The following is a 23,365-nucleotide window of genomic DNA, read 5'->3' as shown; positions in this document are numbered from 1 at the left end:
AAGGAAAAAAGTATGATTAAAAAACTATGCATAATCCTTCTGACTGCATGTACTGTTGCGCCACTTATGGCGCAACAACGCAGCAGCAGTGACGATGCGTCGTTTGCCCCGGAAAAAGGTAACTGGCAGATATCCGTCGCATTAGGCAATTCACAGCAATTCGCCGATGGTATGGAATACTTGTTACCGAAATACTGGAACGGGACCGGAAACGCGCCGGGCATTGGCTTGGGCGATGATACAGGCAACAAGTCTGAAGATCCGGGCATGTATCTGAATCTGGGAAGTTGGAATAATAATAGCTTGGTCAACATCATCGGTTTGCAGGGAAAATATTTCCTGACCGATCGTTGGGACGTTAATCTGATGTTCAGCATGAACATTGGAGTCACCCCGAAAAAGGATTTCATTGAAGGCGACAATAGTGTGTCCGATATGCAAATCCCCGCTTCCAAATATGTAGAAGGACGGGTGAAAAACAACTGGATGGTAAACATTGGTTCAAACTATTATTTCAATACGAAAAACGAACGTATCAATCTTTATGTGGGTGGCCTTATAGGCTGGCAAATGGGACGAATCGAAACGATGTCTCCCAACACGGGTGAAACTGTAAGCGACGGTGATGCAATAACTGACGATGACGATTTGAATGACGCAGAAACACTGCCTTTACAAGTATATATCCCTTCGACCAAAACCGGACAAATATTCGGATTACGTGCGGCAGCGGTAGCCGGCATCGAATACAGCCTGGGTAAAGGACTGGTTTTCGGATTTGAACTGCAACCGGTAGCCTATCGCTACGACATGATTCAGATTTGTCCGAAAGGGGTAGCCACTTACAAAGTGGGACATCATAACATAAACTTGTTTGCACAACCCAATTTGAAATTAGGATTTAGATTTTAAATAAGTCCAGATATTACGAAAAAGTCACCCCGTCCTACCTTCGGGTATGTATGGGGTGATTTTTTACTTAACGAACATCACAACCAAGATGAAAAGAATAACAGCAGGAGGAATCATACTGGGAACCATCTTTCTGGCAGCATGCAACCATGCCCAACAGAACGGTAGCTATTATGTCAGTGGCATGGTAACCAACCCTCAAATGGAAGGCAGAACAATCTATTTGCAGGATGCTATCCACAGCACAACCCGATATGACAGTACACAAGTGATTGACTGTCGGTTTGCATTTGAGGGAAAAATCAATTCTCCCCAAGTCAGGGAACTATTTATTCAGGAAAATGACAGTGACCGCTTTCCTGTTACTCTCCCTATCGTTGTCGAAGCGGGAAAAATCAGCACGCAAATAGGAGACGTAGTCCAAGTGGAAGGGACCGCACTCAACACAGAGATGATGCAATTTCTTCTTGCCATCGATCAGTTCAGGGAACACGACTTCTCCGGAAAAAGTGTCCATGAAATAAAAGAAAGCTTTACCGGGCTATTGATGGAACAGATTATAAAACATGCCAGCAGTCCCATCGGAAAGTATATCTATGCGGCATACGGAAACAAGTTAAGCACAGGGCAAAGGGCTATCGCAAAAAAAAATCTGGGCATTAACTAAAAACCATACATCCGGGAAATACAGACGTGAGTTTCACCTAGTTCTCCGTCTGCCCGGATCTTTTAGTGTTGTGAGGGTGTGTCGAAACTCACCACAGAGGACACAGAGTAACATAGAGCAATTTTTAAGTTATTGATTATCAACATTCTTATTCTGTGATAATCTGTGTAATCTGTGGTAAAAAGAGTTTTGACACAGCCCCTTTAAAAGAATAATCCCAAAAGAAATGCCCCATCCAATTCAGGACAGGGCATTTCGATAATACTATAATACTATGGACACATTTATATTACCCAAAGTATCTGTTAAAAGAGTGCTTAAAGAAGTTCCTTAAATACCCAACGATTTCTTCACAGCTTCCACTTTTTCAGTAGCCTCTGCATCGGCAGTGGCAAAGCAGTTGCGGCATCCCATCTGGCCTTTCACTTCGATGTAGAATTTGATCTTCGGTTCCGTTCCTGACGGACGAACAGACACTTTACCACCATCTGCGGTGAAATATTGCAGCACATTCGATGGTTCCGGCATATCGATGTCACTTACATGACCTTCTGCATCTGTCTGCTTCAGAGTTTTATAGTCTTTTGACAGAATCACTTTCGAGCCACCCAACTCTTTCGGAGGATTAGCACGGAAGTTTTCCATCATGGCTTTAATCTCTTCGGCACCGCTCTTACCCGGTTTCACTACGTTTACAGTAAATTCTTTAGAGAATCCATATTCAACGTAAATGTCCATCAGCAACTGATACAGAGTCTTTCCATTGTCTTTAGCCCAAGCAGCCACTTCGGCAATCAGGCAGCAAGCAGAAACAGCATCTTTGTCACGAACAAAGTCTTCGGCCAGAAAACCGTAGCTCTCTTCACCACCACCGATGTATTTCTTCTTACCCTCACGTAAACGAATTTCACGGGCGATCCATTTAAAGCCGGTATAACAGTCGAGCATCTCAATTTGATTTTTGTCAGCAATCTTCTTAATCAGTTCGGTAGTAACAATGGTCTTCACACAGAATTCATTACCGGTCATCTTACCCAGTTTATTGTATTGAGTGATGATATAATACAGATACATCAGGCAAGTCTGGTTACCGTTGATCAATACCCATTCACCCTTATCGTCCTTGCAAGCAATACCTACACGGTCGGCATCCGGATCGGAAGCCATTACAAGGTCGGCATCGATTTCTTTAGCCAGATTGAGAGCCATTGTCAGGGCTTCCGCATTCTCCGGATTCGGAGAAACAACCGTCGGAAAGTTACCATCCTTAATCATCTGCTCGGGAACAGTGTATACATTTTCAAATCCCCACATCTTCAGTGCACGGGGAATCAGCATCATACCCGTACCATGAATCGGAGTGTAGACAATCTTCATATCTTTATGACGAGCAATAGCTTCAGGATCGATAGAAACGGTTTTCACCATATCCAGATATATTTTATCGACATCTTCCCCGATAATCTGAATCAGCTCCGGATTACCCTGGAACTTAATGTCGGCAGCAGAAGCAATCTTGTTCACTTCGTCGATAATACCTTTATCGTGCGGAGCCAGTACCTGTGCACCATCATCCCAGTAAGCTTTATAACCGTTATATTCTTTCGGGTTGTGTGAAGCAGTCAGAATGATACCGCTCTGGCAACCAAGGTGACGGATGGCAAAAGACATCTCCGGAGTAGGACGCATCTCCTCGAACAGATATACTTTAATGCCATTGGCAGAGAAAATATCCGCAGAAATCTTAGCGAACAGAGAACTATTGTTACGGCAATCGTATCCTACCACAACAGAAATCTGTTTCAGATTCTTAAAGTTTGCGTTCAGATAGTTAGAAAGTCCCTGAGTTGCGGCTCCAACAGTATAAATATTCATACGGTTGGTACCTACTCCCATGATACCACGGAGTCCGCCCGTACCAAATTCAAGGTCTTTGTAAAAGGCTTCAATCAATTCTGTCTTATCTTCGTTCTCCAGCATGCGTTTCACTTCAGCCTGAGTTTCGGCATCATACGCCGGGGTCAGCCACTTCTCGGCTTTCTCAGTCACCTGTTTGATTAGTTCTTCATTCCCCATGGTTATATCTATTTTTAGAGATTAATAATTATTCTATTCAAAATACAAATGTAAAAGAATAAGTTTGAAATTCCTATCTTTTAGCGAGAAAACTCTCCGGAAGCGTTTATTCAGTCACTTTATAACGTTCGCCGGTTTGCTTCACATATTCCTCAAGGAATTCTTTTGAATAGCCCGGACGTACCACACCGGCGGGTTGGCCGATAGCGTTGCGCTCGAACTTACCGTCCTTCATCTTGCGGATGACACCGTCATTATACTTCACAATGATAAATTCTCCCAGACGTTTCCAGGTGTCGAAAGTGCTTTGCGCCGTCATGTTGGTATAATTGGTCAGAAGCGCCACAGCTGCTTCCGGATTTTTCTCGTACAGCTTAACGGCAGCAGACTCAATCCCCTCCTGCGCCTCGTTGAAGGTGGTTTCAAGTTCATTCTGTGTGGAACGTACATCACCGATCATCAAATCGTAACGGGGATATACCATATTAGCCACCCAGTTGAAAATCCAGAAAGCAGAATTCCAGGAGAAAGTGATGTAATCGGCACCATCCACACGGGTATAGCATACCGGAACTTTGGTAGTACAGCAATATACGGGAGTGAAAACAGTCATGTTCGCATCATCCGTACCGAACCAGAGTACACCGCCTACTGCATCAGGCAGATTGGCACGCATCTGGGCCACAAAAACGAACCCACTCTGTTGTGTAGAAATAGGACGTTCGTTGAAGTATTCCTGATCGCCCACTTTAAAAGTCAGCGGAGAGAGGCGATAAGGTGTTTTATAAGGTCCGGCACCAAAGTCATTGCTGATATCAAGAGCAGTTCCTTCATAATGGTCACGCATGGCATTCTTTACGTCCTGAACTGAAAGTTTGCGTTTCGGTTTCACGAACAAAGGCATCGGTTCGTTGGTCTTTCCCTGGATATAAGGCAGATAAGCCTCACCCTGATCGGTAAACATATTGAAATAGCTCCATACACGGGCCTCGCAAAAACGGCGGGCACCGAAATCAAGCGGCGCATAAGCATCGGCAAAACTGAAATCTTTATTCACTCCGTTGAAATATCCTTTTTCACGGGCAAAGGAAATGACATCGTTGGAGTACATACAGTTTGCCTTGTCATTCATATCAAACTGATGGATACGAGACTGGTTGGCATGTGCCGAGATGCAGTCATCGGGCACACGAACAGCTACCCAGACGGCTCCCCGTATGCCGGGCCCTTTCCCTATCATTTCCATAATCCATATTTCATTAGGATCGGCAATGGTAAATGACTCACCACTGCTATAATATCCATATTCCTGAACCAGCTCAGTCATCACCTTAATGGCTTCACGGGCAGTGCGCGAACGTTGCAGTCCTACGTAAATCAAACTTCCGTAATCGATAATGCCCAGTGTATCTACCAATTCAGGACGGCCGCCAAAGGTAGTTTCACCAATGGTTACCTGAAACTCGTTCATATTGCCGATCACATTATAAGTCTGACGCGCCTGCTCAATCTGTCCCAGATATTTTCCGGTATCCCATTCATGGATATCCATCATCGTACCCTTGGGATAGGTAGCTGCGGGATAATGATATAACTCGCCAAAGAGTCCGTACGAGTCAGCCGAATAGGAAACAATGGTCGAACCGTCGGTAGAAGCATTCTTACCGACAATTAAGTTAGTACAGGCGAAGGTTTCCGCCACTGCCGCAGTCAAGAGAGCGGCAAAGAGAAAGATTCTTTTCATATAATAAATTATTAATATAATATCTTATTCTGTTTTACCCGGATAATCTCCGGTTATTTGGTTTTGAAAGCTACCAGACGAAGGTTTCACGAACCGTTGTCTCGTTCCCGCAATCGTCCGTAGCGGTCATCTCTACCATATGGCGTCCACCTTTCTTTACATATTCAGGATCGAGTTTACACTCCCAATACGATTTTGTCAGGTTAGGACGTCCGAACAGAGCGAATTTTCCATCAATCGTGCCACGATAAGACCGGATGCCGGTTTCTTTGTCCTTCAGCCGATAAACAATTTTCCCATTACGTCCCCAGACATTTTTGCCCACCGGAATAATTTCGGGAGGCACTGTATCTACTCCTACCGTATAAGTGCCCAATTCACGGATACGGGTTTTCATAAATCCACCCTCGTAAGTTCCTCCGGCACTATACATACCACCTTTGGGAGTAACACGAGCCACGTAATATTTCGTTGTATCGGCAACCGGCTGATGACGAAGCCCGATACGCAACTCACAGCCACCGTGCAACGGCACTTTCTCATCATTGAGCTGATAGGTGTAAGCAATTGCCCCGCTGTCGGAACGTACTTCATAATTGAGAGCCACATTGTCGTATAACATCCCCCGAGGGACGGTAAGGGTCAAACCGGGTTCTTGCAAAAAGTTCGTTTTGTCCCAGGCAAAGAAGTACTTCTCCCGATGTTCAGACGGCTTTATCGGCTGTTTTTTTCCACGCACCGTAAAGTGATAGCGGGAAGTGTTGCCAAAAGCGTCTTTCAATTCATATTCGAACTTGTAATCCCGTTCTTCATTGATGGTCACTAATCCACGGTTATCATTCGAAGCCCGGAGCATACGCAGCGTATTGCCCGGATCAATAAATGATTTCATATATTGCCCGTAGGTCCAGGAGTTTATCATCCGGTTCTCATCCGGAGCAAAGCGATCGACCACACTGCGAAACACTTCCGTTCCATCTACCTTGAGCACAACGGTATGCACACCGTAACGGTTGTGAACACCGTCCATGTAATCATAAGCCTTGATACCCGATCCGATCACTCCCCATGCCTCGATGGGACGCGTCCCATTGGGTTGGAAGGTTTGCCGCTCCGAACTGCCTTGCACGATTCCGGTTCCCGGCTGTGGAAACAACATAACGCCCTCAGCCCGGGGAGCAGTGGTATCTTTTATTTTTGATTTGAAAAAAGGCATCGGATCGACAGATTCACCGGTAGCGGTTTCCAGCAAGTCCAGATGCAGGTGCGGTCCGAATGAATACCCCGTATTACCGCTCCAGGCTATCTGTTGTCCCGCCTTTACCGGATATTCCCCCGGTTCGGGAACAATCTCTACTTCCCAATCTTCTTTTTCGTATTGAAGCTTCTTCACTCTTCGGGCAATGTCCGGCATAAATCCGCTCAAGTGCCGGTTAATAGTTGTATAACCGTTATTATATACCACATCGAGTACATGTCCCGAACCATTGGTGACACGAATACGTGAGATGTATCCGTCGGCCAGCGCGCGCACCGGTTTACCGACAACTCCCTGAGTCTTAAAGTCAAGACCGCCATGAAAATGATTGGCACGAATTTCTCCGAAATTACCGCTCAGAGTCAGTGTAAAGTCAAATGGAGGAACAAAAGCAGCCTGCTTCACATCTTGAGAATGTCCCTGAATGCTGCAGGCAAGCATCAGAGCAACTATATACTGTTTCATGTAGTTTGCTTAAAAATGGAATCTTTGCAAAAATACATTATTCCTGCCATATCAGAAAACAGAAAGATGGATTTTATTCCTGCCTGCCACGGCTCTTTATACCCCGCCTTCCTCTCATACAAAAAATACGTTTCGATCTTCCATCTTCCACCTTTTAGAATGCATATCGTTGATTATAAGATGTATAGATTGGTGGAAGATGCGGTTTTTATGCCATTTATCTTCCACCCCCATCTTCCATCTTCCACCCGCTGTTTTAGGGAGCATTTTAGTAGTAACTATTTGGGAAACAAATGGATATATCCAATTTCTTATCCGTTTATCTCTCTAAAAGCATTTCATTTCCCTTACTTTCTTTAGTGCAAATGGTCGGATCCTTATCTCAGCCCGGGCATGCGGACTCATCGGCCCGGGTATGCGGGCTCATCAGCCCGGGCATGTGGGCTCATCAGCCCGGGTATGCGGGCTGGGATAAAGAGTTGTATGACATTGGTTAATCTACTACACTTCTCCGGTAATAGCCGGCCGGATTCTTTCTTAAAAAAGAAACAACGAAGCACTGCTTCCGCATCGCTGTGTGCGAATGGAAGGTTTTGTGGGGGGGGAACAAGGGAGGAAGGCGGTTGTTAAATGAAAGAGCCGTACCTGCACCTCTACTATCATTCTGCTGTAAAACATCCGTATAAGGATAACAACATAAGCAGAATTTTCTTACATTGTGCCATGTTTAACCCTTAATAGAGTAACGTTATGATTATCGGAGTACCTAAGGAGATTAAGAACAACGAGAACCGGGTGGGCATGACGCCCTCGGGAGTTGCCGAATTAGTGAAACGCGGACATACTGTATACATACAGCACACCGCAGGAGAGAACAGTGGTTTTCCGGACGAGGCATATATAGCCGCAGGAGCGCAGATCCTGCCCACTATGGAAGAGACGTATGCCGCAGCCCAGATGATAGTGAAAGTGAAAGAACCTATCGCACCGGAATACAAGCTGATCCGCAAGGGACAGTTGCTGTTCACTTACTTCCATTTTGCCTCCGATAAAGAACTGACTCTTGCCATGATAGAAAACGGCTCGATTTGCCTTGCTTACGAAACGGTAGAAAAAGCTGACCATTCTTTACCCTTATTGATTCCTATGAGTGAGGTAGCCGGACGCATGGCTATACAGGAAGGCGCCCGTTTCCTGGAAAAGCCGCAAGGTGGAAAAGGTATTCTGCTGGGAGGTGTACCGGGTGTGAAGCCTGCCAAAGTATTAATTCTCGGCGGAGGCATCGTAGGCAGCAATGCAGCCCAGATGGCAGCCGGACTGGGAGCAGATGTCACAATTGCAGATATCAACCTGGCCCGTCTTCGTTATTTGAGTGAAACACTGCCCAAAAATGTAAAAACCTTATATGCTTCGGAACTGAGGCTGAAGAAAGAGTTGCCGGACGTAGACCTTGTAATAGGCTCGGTCTTGATTCCGGGAGACAAGGCTCCGCACCTGATCACCCGCAGTATGCTGAAGATGCTGCAACCGGGTACAGTATTAGTGGATGTAGCTATCGACCAGGGAGGATGTTTCGAAACTTCGCACCCCACTACCCATAGTGAACCGACGTATGTGGTCGATGGAATCGTACATTATGCCGTAGCCAATATTCCGGGAGCAGTGCCTTACACTTCTACATTGGCACTGACCAATGCCACTCTGCCTTATGTAACAGCACTGGCAGGAAAGGGGTGGAAACAAGCATGCAAAGAAGATCCGGCACTGGCTTTGGGATTAAATGTGGTAGAAGGGAAAGTGGTATATAAAGCAATAGCTGAGGTATTCGGGCTTAAATACGAGCAATTGAATTTAGAATAACAAGTAATACCACGGAGTAACACAGTTTCACGGAGCAGAATCATAAAAAGAAGAACTCCGTAAGATTCTGTGTTACCCTGTGGTGGAATGATCCGTTTATAACAAAAAAGAAGATACCTTGTCCGAAGCTCTGCGGTATCCCTCCAACAATTCTTTCATTACCTCGTCCACACTTTGCCTGCGGCGGAACAGAGCAGCCACCTGCCCTATCTCAAGCTCTCCTTCTTCCAGATCACCTTCGAAGATGCCTTTCTTGGCGCGTCCTCTGCCCAAAAGTTCACGGAGTTCTTCGGCAGAAGCTCCCCGCGCCTCAGCCACTTCCACCTTATCACGGAACGAATTGGTCACAAGACGGGTAGGCGCCAGTTTCTTCAGCAATAATTTGGTATCACCTTCGTTCAACCGCAAACAATATTCCTTGAAAATATCACTTGCCGAACTTTCATCCGTCAGAGCAAAACGAGTACCTATCTGAACTCCTTCGGCCCCTAACGCCATCGTGGCGAAGATGGCCTCACCGGTACCAATCCCTCCGGCCGCAATCAAAGGTAAAGTAGTGGCTTCACGTACCGCAGGAATCAGACAAAGCGTTGTTGTCTCCTCCCGCCCATTATGCCCGCCGGCTTCAAAACCCTCAGCTACCACGGCATCGACTCCCGCCTCTTCGCATTTCATGGCAAACTTAGAAGAAGAAACGACATGTGCCACCGTGATGTCACGCTCTTTCAGCCAGCCGGTCCATGTCTTCGGGTTTCCGGCAGAGGTAAATACGATTTTAACCCCTTCTTCCACAATGATATTCATGATCTCCTCTATCTGGGGATACATCAAAGGAATATTTACCCCAAAAGGTCTGTCTGTGGCTGCACGGCATTTACGAATATGTTCACGCAAAATATCGGGATACATCGAGCCGGAGCCTATCAACCCCAAACCACCCGCATTACTGACAGCCGAAGCAAGCCTCCAGCCACTACACCACACCATACCGCCCTGAATAATGGGATACTGAATACCGAAAAGAGAAGAAATTCTGTTCATAGTCATATCGTTTTTGAAAAAAGAAGGCAAGAATCCCCCTATTTATCTTTTAACAAATTCAATGTATAATCGGTTCAGGAAGCAGCACCGTTGTAGAATCACCATACGCTTTCAGAACTTCCAGTGTACGCGCCCTCCGTTCACGTCCTTTTTTGTCCCAGAAATCTTTTGTGAAAATAGTCATCAGGTCAAGACCTCCGATAGTGCCTCCACTCACAGTTACTCCACTTTTGCCAAGCTTCATGGCAGAGGTATGCACCATGCTCTGCGTAGTCACCATCCTGCCATTGGCACGTTCGCCAAACAAATTATGCCGCAACCCACTGGAACGGATTTCCTCGTATGAACTGCGGATACCTTTATCGTATACATTCTTAGCCCAGTTGGAAGGAACGGTCTCATAAAACTCGACAAACGGATCTCCTCGCCACGTATCGGCATCCACCTGTATCTTTTTTTGGTAAATAGGGTCCCAGTTATATTTGGTATTGGCCGTATAAGGCCGGAGAGTCAACACAATTTTCTTTCTATCAAGTACTTGTGGAAGCGTCTCGTCCAATTTCAGACCGGGCTTCTCCTTCGACATTTTGGGAGCACCCGGCAAGCTGTTGAAATCAATCTGTTTCACAGCATCCATATTCAGCTTGATATCCTCTTGGCCGTTCAGGATGCGTTGCAGATTCAATGAATCCTTCGCAGTCCATTGGGCACGGGCTATCAGGACCATCGGACATAACCATATAAACAATATCAAACGCTTCATTCTTCTACACTTATTTAATAAGATGAAAGTACCTGCTTCGCATGTTCCTGTCTTTGAATTCCTTTACGTGGCTGTTCATCGGGCATAAAGGATCACTGCCGCCCCTGAAGACAGCGCCAGAAAGTCGATACGTTTCATCTGATTTAGTTTTTTACCACCAACGGTATCCACTCCCGCAAAGGGGCTCGTCAAAGCATGCGTCAATGGTCCATGCCGTACGAGGATACTGCCTGTTTTCCCACCAGCGGCGATACCGGGCAGCAGCATCAAGTAACTCTTCATCGGTCAGGAAATAGATGCCCTCGTAGTTCTCGGCATTGGCTCTCACCATTTTGCAGCCAAACGACGCATAATGCCCTAACCGAATGGTTTCTACGATCCACAACATGCACTCGCCCAACCGGACCTTACCGCTATAGTAAGCAGATACCGGCGGAAGCGGAAAAGAAGCAACCTGAGTCAGGTCTTCTGCATAATTCAGCAATGCCGGAATATCCTTCTCCGTAAATTTAGGCACTTCTACAAAGCCCTTCGGGCTCTTGGTATTATAGTTCCCCGCTTTGAGTTGCCTTACGAAAAGGTCTACATCCGGGTTATTGTAATCTAATGTCTCTTCGCTGCAACTTACACAAGTAAGCAATGATAAAACAACCGTGAGCAGCATAAAAAATGTTTTTTTCATAACGTCCGTACTAAATGGTTAATAGGTCATGCGCAGACCGCAAATCAGGTTAAAATTCGTAGGCCGTGCCGAACGTACTGTTTCCAGCTTGGAGTCTGTCTTGAAATGGTGCGACACTCCCGGTTCGGCAAATAAAGCCAGTTTATCATTAATTTTATAGTTCACTCCCACTCCTGCGGTAAGGGCCAGTTGCACAGGCTCCTGTTTGAAGCTGTTATCGGGTGCTCCCGCTATGCACTTATCCGCAACTCCACCTACAGAAGCATATATATCCAACTTCGGCATTTCCGCAAGTGTCACGTTCAGTTTTACGGGAATTCCCAGATAATGCAAGTTCTGTCCGGCACGCAAACTGGAATATAATAAACCGGTTTCTACGGCTAAATGTTTATTTATTTTTTTCTCTACCGTCAGACCGACCATAACAGGCATCTTATATTTACCATCTCCGGCAGGCAATGCGGTACCGACTGCCGCCTTTACAGCCCATGTCCGGGCTTTAGCGGTCATAGCCGTATAATCGGAAGACGGGGATTCATCAGCAGAATTTACTAAGGTCTGTCCATCTCCGCCGGCCTGCCAGTAGTTTTTATCCGGATGACTATTTTGTCCTCTGCGAGTAGTCGTTGCAGAGAAGCTGAATGACATGGAAACCGTAACCGAAACCGAATCATCATCTTCGTCCTGATATTGGGCCAGAGTACCGAAACGCTTAGGCGTCGGTTTACTCAAAACAGGCTCGGAATGTACGGGAGTGAAATCCTGTTTCACCACGTCACCATCCAGGTGAGTCGCATTTCCACTGACAACCGCTACCTGGGTAAAGGCTTCTTCTATCTCCTCTTTCGGAGAGAAGAACCAAAAAGCAGCCGATGAAGCAGCCAGCACCAGCAGTACGGAAGCGGCTGCCGCTACACGGAAGAAAAACACCTTCCGACGATGGCAACGCACCATCACCTCAGAATTCAGTTCTTCCCAGAAACCATCCCGCACAGTCATCTCGGCGTTGCCCAGACGGGAACGGAACAGATCGGTTATTTCATCATTTTCTCTCTTCATGATTTCTATATTCTTTAATCCTTTTTGCCAATAAAAACTTTGCACGGTACAACTGCGAAGTGGATGAATGCTCCTTAATACCCAACATATCGGCTATCTCTTTGTGAGACTTTTCCTCAAACACGTAAAGGTTAAAAACCGTCCGGCAGCCATCGGGCAAGTCTGCGACAAACTTCATCAACTGTTCTTCGGATATCGGTCCTGCCTCCCCTCCTTCCGGAAGATCGGGAATATCAGGAAGCTGATCCTCGTGTATCACCAACTGACTGATCCGTTTTTGCCTTCGCAGGTAATCCAGTGCCTGAGTCACCATCACCCGGGTCACCCATGTTCCGAGCGAAGACTCACCACGAAACGAAAAGTTGGTGAATATTTTGATGAAACCGTCATGCAGTACATCGTGCGCCGCTTCCATATCGCCCGTATAGCGGAAACATACCGCCAGCAATTGCCTCGAGTATAGGGTGTAAAGTTCCTTACGGGCCGAATCCTTTCCTGCCCGACAGCCCTTTATCAGTTCTATCTCGTTTTCCAATGTCAATTGTCTTTTTAAAATCGAACGTATGTCTGCGTCGTTTGTCTATTAGACGCAAGGATGCAACGAATGCTGCAAACAATAGTGCAAAAAGAAGTTAAAGAAACAATAAACGATGAATAAGCCTTTGCATCAATGCGTAGCCTGTTCATCGTTTATCACTTAAGAACGTTTATCGCCGACCGTTCAAAATGTCAGCATGCCTTGAAACTCATATCGAGTCCCTTTACCGAATGGGTAAGGGCACCTACCGAAATAAAGTCTACACCACACTCGGCATAGTCACGGAGTGTATCGAACGTGATACCACCGGACGATTCGGTCTCATATTTTCCGCCGATCATCTCGACAGCTTTCTTTGTATTTTCGGGAGTGAAGTTATCGAGCATGATGCGGTCTACCCCACCGATATTCAACACCTGCTGAAGTTCGTCGAAATTGCGCACTTCGATTTCAATCTTGAGGTCTTTTCCTTTTTCCTTGCAATATTCTTTAGCACGGTTGATGGCCTTATCAATGCCACCGGCAAAGTCCACGTGATTATCTTTCAGAAGAATCATATCGAAAAGTCCGATACGGTGGTTGACACCCCCGCCAATCTTTACCGCTGCTTTCTCAAGCATACGGAGTCCCGGAGTAGTCTTACGGGTATCCAACACACGTGTTTTGGTGCCTTCCAGCTGCTTCACGTATTTGCGTGTCATAGTGGCAATGCCGCTCATACGCTGCATCACGTTCAGCATCAGACGTTCTGTCTGAAGCAGAGACTGAATTTTACCTTCCACAACCATTGCCACATCACCCGGCTTCACTTCGGCACCGTCGTTGATAAACACCTCAACCTTCATAGTCGGGTCGAAACGGTGAAATATTTCTTTGGCAATTTCGATACCAGCCAATACACCGGCTTCTTTAATCAAAAGTTTCGATTTTCCCATTGCAGTGGCGGGAATACAGGAAAGTGTTGTGTGGTCGCCATCGCCTATGTCTTCGGCAAAGGCCAGATCAATCAGTCTGTCTATTAACTCATTCATTGGTTTTATCTATTCTTATTTGATTTATAAAATATTTGTTCTGTACCCTGCGGAAGAAGCAGTTCACCCGGAAATTGCCGTTAGCAGTGGTCAGGGTACCGATAATAAAACTCGACTCCTCTCGCTTACCTTCGTGATTTACATTAAAACCACTCACCTTGTTGCTATTAAAGAAAGAAGCAAGTGTTGCTTCAGCAGTCTGTTTGTCGACGCTTGTCGAGCGATTCTGAATTACCAGATCCACCTTCTCTCCCAAATACCTGTTCAGCTCTTGGGAGTTTCCTTTCTTAAACGCCACGACCACGCCCACCGGTATGTCCTGTGCGAAGAGCGAAGTTACAGCGAATACGAGTCCGGCCATCCATAAAAGTACCCGTTTTTTCATAATCACAAGTATTATCGATACGCAAAGGTAAGTATTTAATGCTAAAAACAACATTTTTTTCTTATTTTTGTGCAATAAACAAGAGTTTGCACTTGAATGAAAACAACCCTTATCGTCGTAGGACGGACTGTAGAGCAGCATTATATCACTGCAATTAACGATTACATAGAGCGTACTAAACACTTCATTTCTTTCGATATGGAGGTGATTCCCGAACTGAAAAACACGAAAAGCCTCACCCCGGAACAACAAAAGGAGAAGGAAGGCGAACTGATAGGCAAAGCCCTCCAGCCGGGAGACGTGGTAGTGTTGCTGGACGAGCACGGAAAAGAGATGCGTTCGGTGGAATTTGCACGCTGGATGGAGAAGAAGCTGGTAAACGTCAACAAACGCCTGGTATTCATCATAGGAGGACCTTACGGATTTTCACAAAAGGTATATGATGCGGCACACGAAAAGATATCCATGTCGAAAATGACTTTTTCGCACCAGATGATCCGTCTGATCTTTGTAGAACAGATGTATAGGGCCATGACCATACTGAACGGCGGGCCCTATCACCATGAATAGGGTTATCCCCTATTCATGATTCATCAACCGCCGGGCAGCCATCTCTTCATATTTCGTTCCGGGGCGACCATAATTGGCATACGGATAAATCGAAATACCGCCGCGGGGTGTAAAGATACCGGTCACTTCAATGTATTTGGGGTCCATCAGACGGATCAGGTCTTTCATTATGATATTCACGCAATCTTCATGAAAAGCACCGTGATTGCGGAAGCTAAACAGATATAGCTTAAGGCTCTTGCTCTCCACCATCTTCACATCGGGCAGGTAACTGATACGTATTTCGGCAAAATCCGGTTGTCCCGTTATGGGGCACAAGCTGGTAAACTCCGGACAATTGAAACGTACCCAATAATCGTTCTCAGGATGCTTGTTATCGAAGGATTCCAATACTTCGGGAGCATAATCCTGCTTATATTCGGTCTTTCTTCCCAGTAAAGAAAGCTGGTCTTTCAGTTCAGTCATAATCTATTAATCATTTAACGGTTTCTTTTACTTAAATACTCCTCCAGCCCCTGTTTCCGCAATTTGCATGCCGGGCAGTGTCCGCACCCGTCGGCAGGAATCCCGTTGTAACAGGTCAGCGTCTCGTTCCGTACAAGATCGAATACGCCGAGTTCGTCCGCCAATGCCCAGGTTTCGGCTTTATCAATCCACATCAACGGTGTATGGATAACAAACTGTTCGTCCATCGCCAGATTCAGAGTGACATTCAACGACTTGATAAACGAGTCGCGGCAATCGGGATAACCACTATAATCGGTCTGCGAAACTCCGGTAACCAAGTGGAAAGCTCCCTGTTCACGGGCAAAGACAGCAGCAATACTCAGAAAAAACAGGTTACGTCCCGGAACAAAGGTGTTCGGGAACGAATCTTCCGGCTTGTCTTCGTCCATCGAGATGCTGGTATCCGTCAACGAATTGCTTCCAAGGCTCCCGATAAAAGAGGTGTCCATCACATGAAACTCCACTCCTGCCCTTTCGGCTATTCCCCGGGCCAGTTCTACCTCGTGTGCATGTTTCTGTCCGTACAGGAAACTAAGCGCATATACTTTGCTGAAATGTTTCTTCGCCCAGAAGAGACACGTTGTAGAGTCCTGTCCGCCACTGAACAGAACTACTGCTGAATCATTTTTCATCATTTATTTTCTTGAAAAAAGTGTTTTTAAGTTCTCCTTATTATATATCCTTTACCTTAAGTACATTATAGGAGATGTCGGTATCATAAACATCGCTCCCGTCAATTCTCTTAACGGCTTTCACGACACGGATGGTGATCGGAAGGATAATCACTTCGTAAAGGGACTTCAGCACAATCTGAGTGCCCATCATCACCAACAGCTCGGGCCAGGCAATCAGTCCGCCGAATGCGATGGGAAAGAAGATCAGTGAATCGGCCGTTTCTCCCACTACCGTAGACCAGATGGCACGGGCAGAAAAATTACGTCCGCCACTGGCCACTTTCATTTTACTCATGACATAGGCATTGAGAAACGAACCGACCAGAAAGGCCAACAAACTGGCTACAACAATGCGGGGAGCCATGCCGAACACAAAATCAAAATGCTGTTCGCCTTCCCAGAAAGGTGCTGCGGGCAACGCCACGGCAATCAGCCCGAGGCCTACCACAAAGAAGTTCATGGCAAATCCGCTCCAAATAATCAGACGGGCCTTTTTAAATCCCCATACTTCGGCTATACAGTCATTGATAATATAGGATATGGGAAACACCAGCAATCCGGCAGTAACAGTGATACTGCCAACCTGAATTACTTTGGTTTCGAGAAGGTTTGCTGCAATCAGGCAGACGTTGAACAGAATGCCGAGCAACATGAAGGGTATAGATACTTTTTCTTTCATAATTCCTGTTTTTTACGTGGTGTTCTAGAATACACGACCGCTATTCACGGCATCATACGTTTACGGGCAGCAAAGGTAGCAATTCTTTTTTAATCGACAAAATAACAATATATGTAACGGGGCATTACATATATTGTTATCGCGATAACATATAATGTAATGCCCCGTCCGGGTACAACATAACAAACACTTAACACACTATTCTTTTTACTCTTGTCACAGAGTTGCAAAAGCCCATTCATACTTCCGGAAAATCCGGCATCGATCTTAATAAGCGCTCTTACGAGAAGTCTTTCAAATCCTGCTGTAATCTTTTGCGGATCAGGAACAGACGGCTCTTGATAGTCCCTACCGGCAAATCCATCTTCTCAGCTATCTCACGATACTTGAATCCGGCAACAAACATCAGGAAAGGCTTCTTCAACTCTTCGGGAACGGCATTAATCACCTTATAGAGTTCCTTCAGATCGTAAATTGTTTCAAAGCGGTTGCCGTCCTCACCTTCCGTCATGGTTTGCGCATAGAGATTATAGGTGGAATCGGTCATATCCACTTCACGTAACGACTTACGGTAATTATTGATAAAGATATTGCGCATGATGGTATACATCCATCCCTTGAAATTCTGGGTATGCACAAATTTCTCTTTGTTGTCCAATGCCTTCAACAGACAATCCTGTACCAGATCATTGGCCGACTCCCGGTCAGCAGTCAGTTTATAGGCAAAATGTTCCAGTTCGGGCTGCATAGCCACTATCTTATGGGTAATATTCATCTTTTCCATTGCTCTTCTTTCTTTCTGATTATCGAATATGCAAAGATTCGCATTTTAAACGGTCTGTCCTATAGCAATTCTTCCGCATAATTTGGCGATTTTTCCCTCGGCCCTTCAACCATTTCCCATTTAAGTTGTTCAATAGGGCAATTCACCTAAAACTTAACTTATAATGAAAACATTTTTTAGATCTGTAGCTATGCTACTCGGATTGGGACTCTTGCCTGTAGCGGCACATGCCCAGAAAAAAGTAATCATCGAAGATGAAGAACCGAACTCCGTGATGTTTGTATCGACCGACAAAGCCGGAGACGAGATTATCCGGATCATGAACGAGACGCGTCTTCCGCGTTTCCAGGAACCGAAGGCTCCACGCTTCGTACTGACCGACCGGCAAGGAAAGTTCGCACTGGGTATCGGCGGATATGTACGGGCAACCGCCGAATATGACTTCGGGGGAATTGTGAAAGATGTAGACTTCTATCCGGCGCTGATTCCTAATAAAGGCTCTGCCGACCGTGCACGCAATCAGTTCCAGATGGATATCAGCACTTCGACTCTTTTCCTGAAACTGGTGGGACATACCAAACGTCTGGGTGACTTCGTGGTTTATACTGCTGCAAACTTCCGTGGAGACGGAAAGACTTTCGAGTTGCAGAATGCTTATGCTACCTTCCTCGGCTTTACTCTGGGATACAGCTATGGTAACTTTATGGACCTTGCCGCGCTGCCTCCTACCATCGACTTTGCAGGCCCTAACGGCTCGGCTTTCTATCGAACTACTCAATTGAGCTATATGTGTGACAAGCTGAAGAACTGGAAATTCGGCGTCGGTGTCGAAATGCCATCGGTAGACGGTACCACGAATCAGTATCTCACCATCAACACCCAGCGTATGCCCGACTTCACTGCCTCAGCACAGTATAACTGGAATGCCAACAGCCACCTGAAGTTAGCTGCCATCGTTCGCAGCATGACTTATTCAAGTTCCGTAGACAATAAGGCGCACTCAAAAGCCGGATACGGACTTCAAGCTTCAACTTCCTTCAACGTGACTCCGAAATGGCAAGTATACGGACAGGTGAATTACGGAAGGGGTATCGGACAATATCTGAACGACTTGAGCAACCTGAATGTGGATATTGTTCCTAACCCGGAAAAAGAAGGGCGCATGCAGACGCTCCCCATGTTGGGATGGTTCGCCGGATTGCAATACAACATCAGCAAAGATGTATTTGTATCGGGCACTTACAGTTTGTCACGCCTCTACTCGGAACACACGTATCCAAGCGATGTACCCGATATGTACCGGAAGGGCCAATATCTGGTGGCTAACCTGTTCTGGAACGTAACCAGCAACTTACAGGTAGGCGCCGAATATCTGAGAGGATGGCGTACGGACTTCAGTAGCAATACCCGTCATGCCAACCGCATGAACGCATTGGTACAATATTCGTTCTAACTTTTTATAAATCTCTCTGAACTCTAACGTAAAAAAAGTCCAAGGACGAACCCAGCCCCGTCTCTGTTATTACCCTACGGAGATGGGGCTAAAAATAAAATTTCACCACACAGGGATTATCATCTTCTACTCTTTTACTTAATGCCCGATATTCTCCCTCGGGAAGTATACTCTTATAATTTTCCAACTCCTCGGTCGGAACGATGCAAAGCATAAAGTCCTCAGTCACCACCTCCGGGCTGATCCGGATTCCCTCCCGTGTCTTCTCAAAATAAAAAACAACTCCATCCTTTTTGCGATAAAGAAGATTTGTAAGTTTCCTTTGGGGATAGGATGACATACTGAATAATTGCGCATAGTAGTATTTATCCGTCTGATATTGCTTGGTGAAATTAAAGGCTATCTTACCCGTTTTACGGTATTCCCTCAGCCGTTCTTCCTCTTCCTTACGTGTATCCGGCCCTGAATTAAAATGATACTGCTCTATATTTATATTCTGCTCTCCCATATCCCAGCGATAAGCTACACGAAGGCTATCCCGTGTGATTTCGTAAACTTCTTCATAAAACGTAGGAGAAAAGTAGGCTTTACCCTGATAAGAATAGAATACATCCCAACAAGCCCAGTTCAGACAGAAGTGATCAGACCAGAACTCATTGATCAACTTCGCCGAATCGGCCTCCAACCGCATGACGCAAGCCCCGTCATCTTTGTTCAGTGCCGACCACGTCAACAGGTCACCGCCCGGAGTCAATCCTATCTTCTGGAAGTTTATCTTCTCCGGCAGTATCTTTTTATCTATAAACGAACCGTCCAGCCGATAGGTATACATCGAACCGAAAGGAGACAACATATACACCAGTTTTCGTTGGTCATTAATGACTGCATCATAAATCTGTGAATATTCACCGGGACCTTGCCCTACTCTCCCGATAGAACGGAGATAGTTCCCTTTTTTATCAAAAGCCATCAACGTGATATGCCTGAAAGTAGGATAATCCTGAGTCAATATATAAGTAGTATCTCCGGAAACAAGCACTCTCAAAATTGTGGCCAGCAGGCAACTGTCCGAGGTTTCCAACGGAATCACTTCAACTTTAGAAAACAGTTCGGAAACGGAAACAGGAGTTTCTTTCAGCTCCACTTTCAGAATATCGGGCTCTTTCACGGGATTAGTCCGGCTGCAAGAAATGCATGCAAAGCTCAATGCAGCAAAGAAAAGAAAAAATGTGTCTCTCATATCTTTCAGGATTAGAACACAAAGATAATCTTAATATAGGAGGGTTAAATGAAAAAGGACCGGATTATTTGAGTAATCCGATCCTTCTTGAGAGTTATATTAATAAAGATTAGTAGAAGCCTTGTATCAGAACTTATAGTCGAGACCGATACCGAATACTTTATTGGTACGAGTAAAGACATCCTTTCCGGAGATTCCTGTACCTCCATAATTAGGAGTCTCTTTGGTATATTTATCGTAATCAGTCCAAAAATAAGCAACGTTCAGTTTCAGGTTCTTCGCAATGTCGAATCCGGCACCAAAACCGTATGAATAAGAACTAACTGCAAAACTCATATCGCTCTGGTAATTATCACCTACACCATATTTGGTACGTTGCATACCGGCACTTACCTGGGCCCATTTACAAACATCCCATTCGATACCACCCAAATATTCGTTAGTACCTTGTTTGATGAAATGCTGTTTACCCATAGTCTGGCCGGTCACAGGATCTTTAGCATCGGCCATACGTGCACTGGTATCAAAGAAATGATGATAACCAACTGAAGCACGAAGTACCGGAAGAATTTCATAAGAAACACCTACTGTCAACAAAGCCGGAATATCGTGCGGAGTATTTACTCCATTCGCAAACAGCCCTGTATTATCTATACGAGTCTTGTTCTCTACATTCAGTTTGGTGTTGAACTCATATTTTACACCAATGTTCCACTTATTCATCTTAAAGTCCAAGCCCAAAATAGGAGTTACCCCCCAACCTGTCTGGTCGCAGTCCAACTCTTTATCAGCCGTCAATTCTGCAACACCGGTCGCTTTCTTTGCGATAGCATCATATTTTGCATAATTAACCATATCATTCGCTGCCAGATAAGCATCTGCAGCTGTTCTGGCTTGCTTGGCATAATCGCTGAAATATTTGTTCACATTTACCATTTCCCCTCCACCGATATTAGCTTCAATATTACGAATATGTCCTTCATATCCATTGCTTACGTAATTCATACGTACACCGGCAAATGCAGACAAGTAATCGGTGATTTTATAAGATGCTCCCAGTTGAAGACCAAAAATCATCTGCTTACCACGCATATAGCTGTCAACCGAGTATTTATTGGTACCTTCAAAGATATTAATCGGCAGAATGCCTCCGTCTACCATTTCTTTACCGGCAGCTACCATCATTCCGGGCACTACAGATACCAATGACTCGAATGAACCCAATCCCTCATTAAAGGTAGCCTTACCACCACCACCGGTTACTGCAAAATTCCCGGAGAATGCCCACTTATCCTTCTTATATACTGCAAATACACTGGGGATGAACGGAGCCGAAGCTTCACCTTTATATACTTTTGTAGCGTTTCCGCCAAAGCCTGCAAACGGAGCGAAAGTAGAAGTGATGGTTCTTGTCTGGAAAGCACTCTGTCCGTTGAGAGACAGATGAAAACCATCTTCCATGAAGGCGACACCTGCCGGATTGGAATATACTGCGTCAATTTGTGTAGAAGCATCACGAGCCAACATTCTCAAAAACAATACGTGCTGATTGGTATTTGTCAGGAGACCTCCCGCAAAAGTTGAAGTTGAAACGATTAGCAACCCGATGCTAATCAAGAATAATTTTCTCATCTAAATCTTTTTTAAGTTATTTCGGGCGCAAAGGTACAATAATATTGCACATGACGAATATTTCTGTGCATCTAATTACGTTTTCACCAACAAATTAATTGGAAACACAAACTGTTTCGATTGAAACAAATAGGAAAACATCGCAAGAAAAGACACCCCGAAAGCCAAACATTACTCCATTGCTAAACGTTTTTATATCATATAGAATATAAATAAGAAAACTATGGCATATACAATCGCATTTTTTGGTACCAAACCCTACGATGAAGCTTCTTTCAACGAAAAAAACAAAGAATTCGGATTCGAACTCCGATTTTTCAAAGGTCACTTGAACCGGCACAACGTGCTGCTGACCCAGGGAGTGGATGCTGTCTGCATTTTCGTGAACGACACAGCTGATGCTGAAGTAATAAAAACAATGGCCGCCAACGGGGTAAAATTACTCGCTCTTCGCTGTGCCGGATATAATAATGTAGACTTAAAAGCCGCTGCCGAAAACGGAGTAACCGTTGTCCGCGTCCCGGCCTATTCACCGTATGCCGTAGCCGAATATACGGTTGCCCTGATGCTTTCACTCAACCGGAAGATTCCGAGAGCTTCGTGGCGTACACGGGATGGGAACTTCTCTCTGCATGGACTGTTAGGTTTCGATATGCACGGAAAAACAGCAGGTATCATCGGTACGGGAAAGATTGCAAAAATACTGATACACATCCTCAAAGGATTCGGCATGAACATATTGGCCTATGACCTATATCCGGATTATAACTTTGCACGGGAGAACCAGATAGTATATACGACGCTCGATGAATTATACCACAGCTCGGATATCATATCATTGCACTGCCCGCTCACTGAACAGACAAAGTATCTGATCAATGACTACTCGATCAGCAAAATGAAAGACGGAGTAATGATCATCAATACCGGACGGGGACAGCTGATTCATACCAATGCGCTGATCGAAGGATTAAAAAATAAAAAGATCGGTTCGGCCGGACTGGATGTTTATGAAGAAGAAAGCGAATACTTCTACGAAGATAAATCGGACCGTATCATCGACGACGATGTGCTGGCACGTTTGCTGTCATTCAATAACGTGATCGTAACTTCTCATCAAGCATTCTTTACCCGCGAGGCTCTGGCTAATATTGCAGCAACGACTTTGGAGAACATACGGGACTTCAAGAACCGGAAACCTTTAGTGAATGAAGTGAAACTGGGCAATGCTTAGAAAAGAGCAACACGAAAAAGTGATGTGTAACAAACAATAATGCCTGCCACTTCTTTCTCAAGAAACGGCAGGCTTAATCCAAGGGGGGGAACCCGGATGAAATACATAATA

Annotated in this window: 22 protein-coding genes; 6 read left to right on the top strand and 16 right to left on the bottom strand. The window is 45.3% G+C overall.

Translation table 11 applies throughout. From position 1 onward, the window contains the following. The first annotated feature begins 12 nt into the window (after positions 1-12). Both JZY04_RS00845 and JZY04_RS00840 read left to right on the top strand, forming a co-directional pair. Positions 13-912 (top strand): BT1926 family outer membrane beta-barrel protein, encoded by a 900-nt coding sequence (locus JZY04_RS00845; protein WP_122143556.1) that lies wholly within the window; start codon positions 13-15, stop codon positions 910-912. 88 nt (positions 913-1,000) lie between these two features. Next, on the top strand, positions 1,001-1,579 hold the full coding sequence (locus JZY04_RS00840) for a DUF4369 domain-containing protein (protein WP_181996529.1): 579 nt from the start codon (positions 1,001-1,003) through the stop codon (positions 1,577-1,579). A gap of 330 nt (positions 1,580-1,909) precedes the next feature. Here JZY04_RS00840 and JZY04_RS00835 read toward each other — a convergent pair whose 3' ends face one another. The 3 genes from JZY04_RS00835 to JZY04_RS00825 all read right to left on the bottom strand — a co-directional run bounded on the left by JZY04_RS00835 (position 1,910) and on the right by JZY04_RS00825 (position 7,122). Beyond that, positions 1,910-3,655 (bottom strand): phospho-sugar mutase, encoded by a 1,746-nt coding sequence (locus JZY04_RS00835; protein WP_022012117.1) that lies wholly within the window; start codon positions 3,653-3,655, stop codon positions 1,910-1,912. A 106-nt stretch (positions 3,656-3,761) separates the two neighbouring features. After that, entirely contained in the window at positions 3,762-5,399 is a 1,638-nt protein-coding gene (locus tag JZY04_RS00830; protein WP_032530190.1) for a C69 family dipeptidase, read from the bottom strand. 70 nt (positions 5,400-5,469) lie between these two features. Continuing rightward, on the bottom strand, positions 5,470-7,122 hold the full coding sequence (locus JZY04_RS00825) for a M23 family metallopeptidase (RefSeq protein ID WP_122143558.1): 1,653 nt from the start codon (positions 7,120-7,122) through the stop codon (positions 5,470-5,472). A 750-nt stretch (positions 7,123-7,872) separates the two neighbouring features. Between JZY04_RS00825 and ald the strand changes: the two genes are divergently transcribed. Beyond that, on the top strand, positions 7,873-8,982 hold the full coding sequence (gene ald / locus JZY04_RS00820) for an alanine dehydrogenase (RefSeq protein WP_122143560.1): 1,110 nt from the start codon (positions 7,873-7,875) through the stop codon (positions 8,980-8,982). Between the two features lie 96 nt (positions 8,983-9,078). Here ald and JZY04_RS00815 read toward each other — a convergent pair whose 3' ends face one another. The 7 genes from JZY04_RS00815 to JZY04_RS00785 all read right to left on the bottom strand — a co-directional run bounded on the left by JZY04_RS00815 (position 9,079) and on the right by JZY04_RS00785 (position 14,481). Next, positions 9,079-10,023, bottom strand: a complete 945-nt coding sequence (locus JZY04_RS00815) for a nitronate monooxygenase family protein (RefSeq protein WP_032530194.1) — start codon at positions 10,021-10,023, stop codon at positions 9,079-9,081. A gap of 58 nt (positions 10,024-10,081) precedes the next feature. Then, positions 10,082-10,786, bottom strand: coding sequence for a DUF4858 domain-containing protein (locus tag JZY04_RS00810; protein WP_005776237.1), 705 nt, complete (start codon positions 10,784-10,786; stop codon positions 10,082-10,084). A gap of 151 nt (positions 10,787-10,937) precedes the next feature. Beyond that, the gene (locus tag JZY04_RS00805; RefSeq protein WP_005819122.1) at positions 10,938-11,450 is read right to left on the bottom strand and encodes a DUF4943 family protein; all 513 of its coding nucleotides are present in this window, start codon (positions 11,448-11,450) and stop codon (positions 10,938-10,940) included. Positions 11,451-11,486: 36 nt separating this feature from the next. Beyond that, positions 11,487-12,527 (bottom strand): outer membrane beta-barrel protein, encoded by a 1,041-nt coding sequence (locus JZY04_RS00800; RefSeq protein ID WP_032535981.1) that lies wholly within the window; start codon positions 12,525-12,527, stop codon positions 11,487-11,489. Next, positions 12,511-13,062, bottom strand: coding sequence for an RNA polymerase sigma factor (locus JZY04_RS00795; RefSeq protein WP_122143561.1), 552 nt, complete (start codon positions 13,060-13,062; stop codon positions 12,511-12,513). Before JZY04_RS00795 ends, JZY04_RS00800 begins: the two co-directional genes overlap by 17 nt. 194 nt (positions 13,063-13,256) lie before the next feature. Then, positions 13,257-14,096: a carboxylating nicotinate-nucleotide diphosphorylase gene (nadC, locus tag JZY04_RS00790; protein WP_032535980.1), complete on the bottom strand. Its 840-nt coding sequence runs from the start codon at positions 14,094-14,096 to the stop codon at positions 13,257-13,259. Further along, positions 14,089-14,481 carry a DUF4783 domain-containing protein gene (locus JZY04_RS00785; RefSeq protein ID WP_032535984.1) on the bottom strand — a complete coding sequence of 131 codons (393 nt, stop codon included), beginning with the start codon at positions 14,479-14,481 and terminating at the stop codon, positions 14,089-14,091. Before JZY04_RS00785 ends, nadC begins: the two co-directional genes overlap by 8 nt. Positions 14,482-14,577: 96 nt before the next feature. Here JZY04_RS00785 and rlmH point away from each other — a divergent pair, with 96 nt between their 5' ends. Next, on the top strand, positions 14,578-15,051 hold the full coding sequence (rlmH, locus tag JZY04_RS00780; protein WP_005776229.1) for a 23S rRNA (pseudouridine(1915)-N(3))-methyltransferase RlmH: 474 nt from the start codon (positions 14,578-14,580) through the stop codon (positions 15,049-15,051). A gap of 9 nt (positions 15,052-15,060) precedes the next feature. Here the strand turns inward: rlmH and queF are convergent, their stop codons facing one another. The 4 genes from queF to JZY04_RS00760 all read right to left on the bottom strand — a co-directional run bounded on the left by queF (position 15,061) and on the right by JZY04_RS00760 (position 17,695). Beyond that, positions 15,061-15,516: a preQ(1) synthase gene (queF, locus tag JZY04_RS00775; RefSeq protein WP_005776228.1), complete on the bottom strand. Its 456-nt coding sequence runs from the start codon at positions 15,514-15,516 to the stop codon at positions 15,061-15,063. A gap of 14 nt (positions 15,517-15,530) precedes the next feature. Then, on the bottom strand, positions 15,531-16,190 hold the full coding sequence (queC, locus tag JZY04_RS00770) for a 7-cyano-7-deazaguanine synthase QueC (protein WP_005809507.1): 660 nt from the start codon (positions 16,188-16,190) through the stop codon (positions 15,531-15,533). Between the two features lie 40 nt (positions 16,191-16,230). Then, on the bottom strand, positions 16,231-16,911 hold the full coding sequence (locus JZY04_RS00765; protein WP_005776226.1) for a queuosine precursor transporter: 681 nt from the start codon (positions 16,909-16,911) through the stop codon (positions 16,231-16,233). A gap of 280 nt (positions 16,912-17,191) precedes the next feature. Further along, positions 17,192-17,695 carry an RNA polymerase sigma factor gene (locus tag JZY04_RS00760; protein ID WP_005809512.1) on the bottom strand — a complete coding sequence of 168 codons (504 nt, stop codon included), beginning with the start codon at positions 17,693-17,695 and terminating at the stop codon, positions 17,192-17,194. A gap of 163 nt (positions 17,696-17,858) precedes the next feature. On the opposite strand from JZY04_RS00760, the gene JZY04_RS00755 reads away from it, so the two are divergent. Next, a complete protein-coding gene (locus tag JZY04_RS00755; protein WP_005776129.1) occupies positions 17,859-19,148 on the top strand; it encodes a DcaP family trimeric outer membrane transporter in 1,290 nt (429 codons plus the stop codon). Positions 19,149-19,236: 88 nt separating this feature from the next. On the opposite strand, the gene JZY04_RS00750 is transcribed toward JZY04_RS00755, so the two are convergent. Further along, positions 19,237-20,388, bottom strand: coding sequence for a 6-bladed beta-propeller (locus JZY04_RS00750; RefSeq protein WP_032535978.1), 1,152 nt, complete (start codon positions 20,386-20,388; stop codon positions 19,237-19,239). A 126-nt stretch (positions 20,389-20,514) separates the two neighbouring features. Continuing rightward, positions 20,515-22,020, bottom strand: coding sequence for an OmpP1/FadL family transporter (locus tag JZY04_RS00745; protein ID WP_022011298.1), 1,506 nt, complete (start codon positions 22,018-22,020; stop codon positions 20,515-20,517). Positions 22,021-22,243: 223 nt separating this feature from the next. On the opposite strand from JZY04_RS00745, the gene JZY04_RS00740 reads away from it, so the two are divergent. Then, on the top strand, positions 22,244-23,254 hold the full coding sequence (locus JZY04_RS00740; RefSeq protein ID WP_005776126.1) for a 2-hydroxyacid dehydrogenase: 1,011 nt from the start codon (positions 22,244-22,246) through the stop codon (positions 23,252-23,254). The last annotated feature ends 111 nt before the right edge of the window (positions 23,255-23,365 follow it).

The sequence above is a fragment of the Bacteroides sp. 11BF genome, assembly GCF_019633765.1.
GTDB classification, from domain to species: Bacteria; Bacteroidota; Bacteroidia; order Bacteroidales; family Bacteroidaceae; genus Bacteroides; species Bacteroides hominis.
Note: the sequence above shows the minus strand (reverse complement) of the source record. Positions and strands in the feature narration are given on the sequence as shown.

Coding starts and splice junctions, on each gene's coding strand:
- JZY04_RS00845 (WP_122143556.1), top strand. CDS start 13: ATGATTAAAAAACTATGCATAATCCTTCTGACTGCATGTACTGTTGCG.
- JZY04_RS00840 (WP_181996529.1), top strand. CDS start 1,001: ATGAAAAGAATAACAGCAGGAGGAATCATACTGGGAACCATCTTTCTG.
- JZY04_RS00835 (WP_022012117.1), bottom strand. CDS start 3,655: ATGGGGAATGAAGAACTAATCAAACAGGTGACTGAGAAAGCCGAGAAG.
- JZY04_RS00830 (WP_032530190.1), bottom strand. CDS start 5,399: ATGAAAAGAATCTTTCTCTTTGCCGCTCTCTTGACTGCGGCAGTGGCG.
- JZY04_RS00825 (WP_122143558.1), bottom strand. CDS start 7,122: ATGAAACAGTATATAGTTGCTCTGATGCTTGCCTGCAGCATTCAGGGA.
- ald (WP_122143560.1), top strand. CDS start 7,873: ATGATTATCGGAGTACCTAAGGAGATTAAGAACAACGAGAACCGGGTG.
- JZY04_RS00815 (WP_032530194.1), bottom strand. CDS start 10,023: ATGAACAGAATTTCTTCTCTTTTCGGTATTCAGTATCCCATTATTCAG.
- JZY04_RS00810 (WP_005776237.1), bottom strand. CDS start 10,786: ATGAAGCGTTTGATATTGTTTATATGGTTATGTCCGATGGTCCTGATA.
- JZY04_RS00805 (WP_005819122.1), bottom strand. CDS start 11,450: ATGCTGCTCACGGTTGTTTTATCATTGCTTACTTGTGTAAGTTGCAGC.
- JZY04_RS00800 (WP_032535981.1), bottom strand. CDS start 12,527: ATGAAGAGAGAAAATGATGAAATAACCGATCTGTTCCGTTCCCGTCTG.
- nadC (WP_032535980.1), bottom strand. CDS start 14,096: ATGAATGAGTTAATAGACAGACTGATTGATCTGGCCTTTGCCGAAGAC.
- JZY04_RS00785 (WP_032535984.1), bottom strand. CDS start 14,481: ATGAAAAAACGGGTACTTTTATGGATGGCCGGACTCGTATTCGCTGTA.
- rlmH (WP_005776229.1), top strand. CDS start 14,578: ATGAAAACAACCCTTATCGTCGTAGGACGGACTGTAGAGCAGCATTAT.
- queF (WP_005776228.1), bottom strand. CDS start 15,516: ATGACTGAACTGAAAGACCAGCTTTCTTTACTGGGAAGAAAGACCGAA.
- queC (WP_005809507.1), bottom strand. CDS start 16,190: ATGAAAAATGATTCAGCAGTAGTTCTGTTCAGTGGCGGACAGGACTCT.
- JZY04_RS00765 (WP_005776226.1), bottom strand. CDS start 16,911: ATGAAAGAAAAAGTATCTATACCCTTCATGTTGCTCGGCATTCTGTTC.
- JZY04_RS00760 (WP_005809512.1), bottom strand. CDS start 17,695: ATGGAAAAGATGAATATTACCCATAAGATAGTGGCTATGCAGCCCGAA.
- JZY04_RS00755 (WP_005776129.1), top strand. CDS start 17,859: ATGAAAACATTTTTTAGATCTGTAGCTATGCTACTCGGATTGGGACTC.
- JZY04_RS00750 (WP_032535978.1), bottom strand. CDS start 20,388: ATGAGAGACACATTTTTTCTTTTCTTTGCTGCATTGAGCTTTGCATGC.
- JZY04_RS00745 (WP_022011298.1), bottom strand. CDS start 22,020: ATGAGAAAATTATTCTTGATTAGCATCGGGTTGCTAATCGTTTCAACT.
- JZY04_RS00740 (WP_005776126.1), top strand. CDS start 22,244: ATGGCATATACAATCGCATTTTTTGGTACCAAACCCTACGATGAAGCT.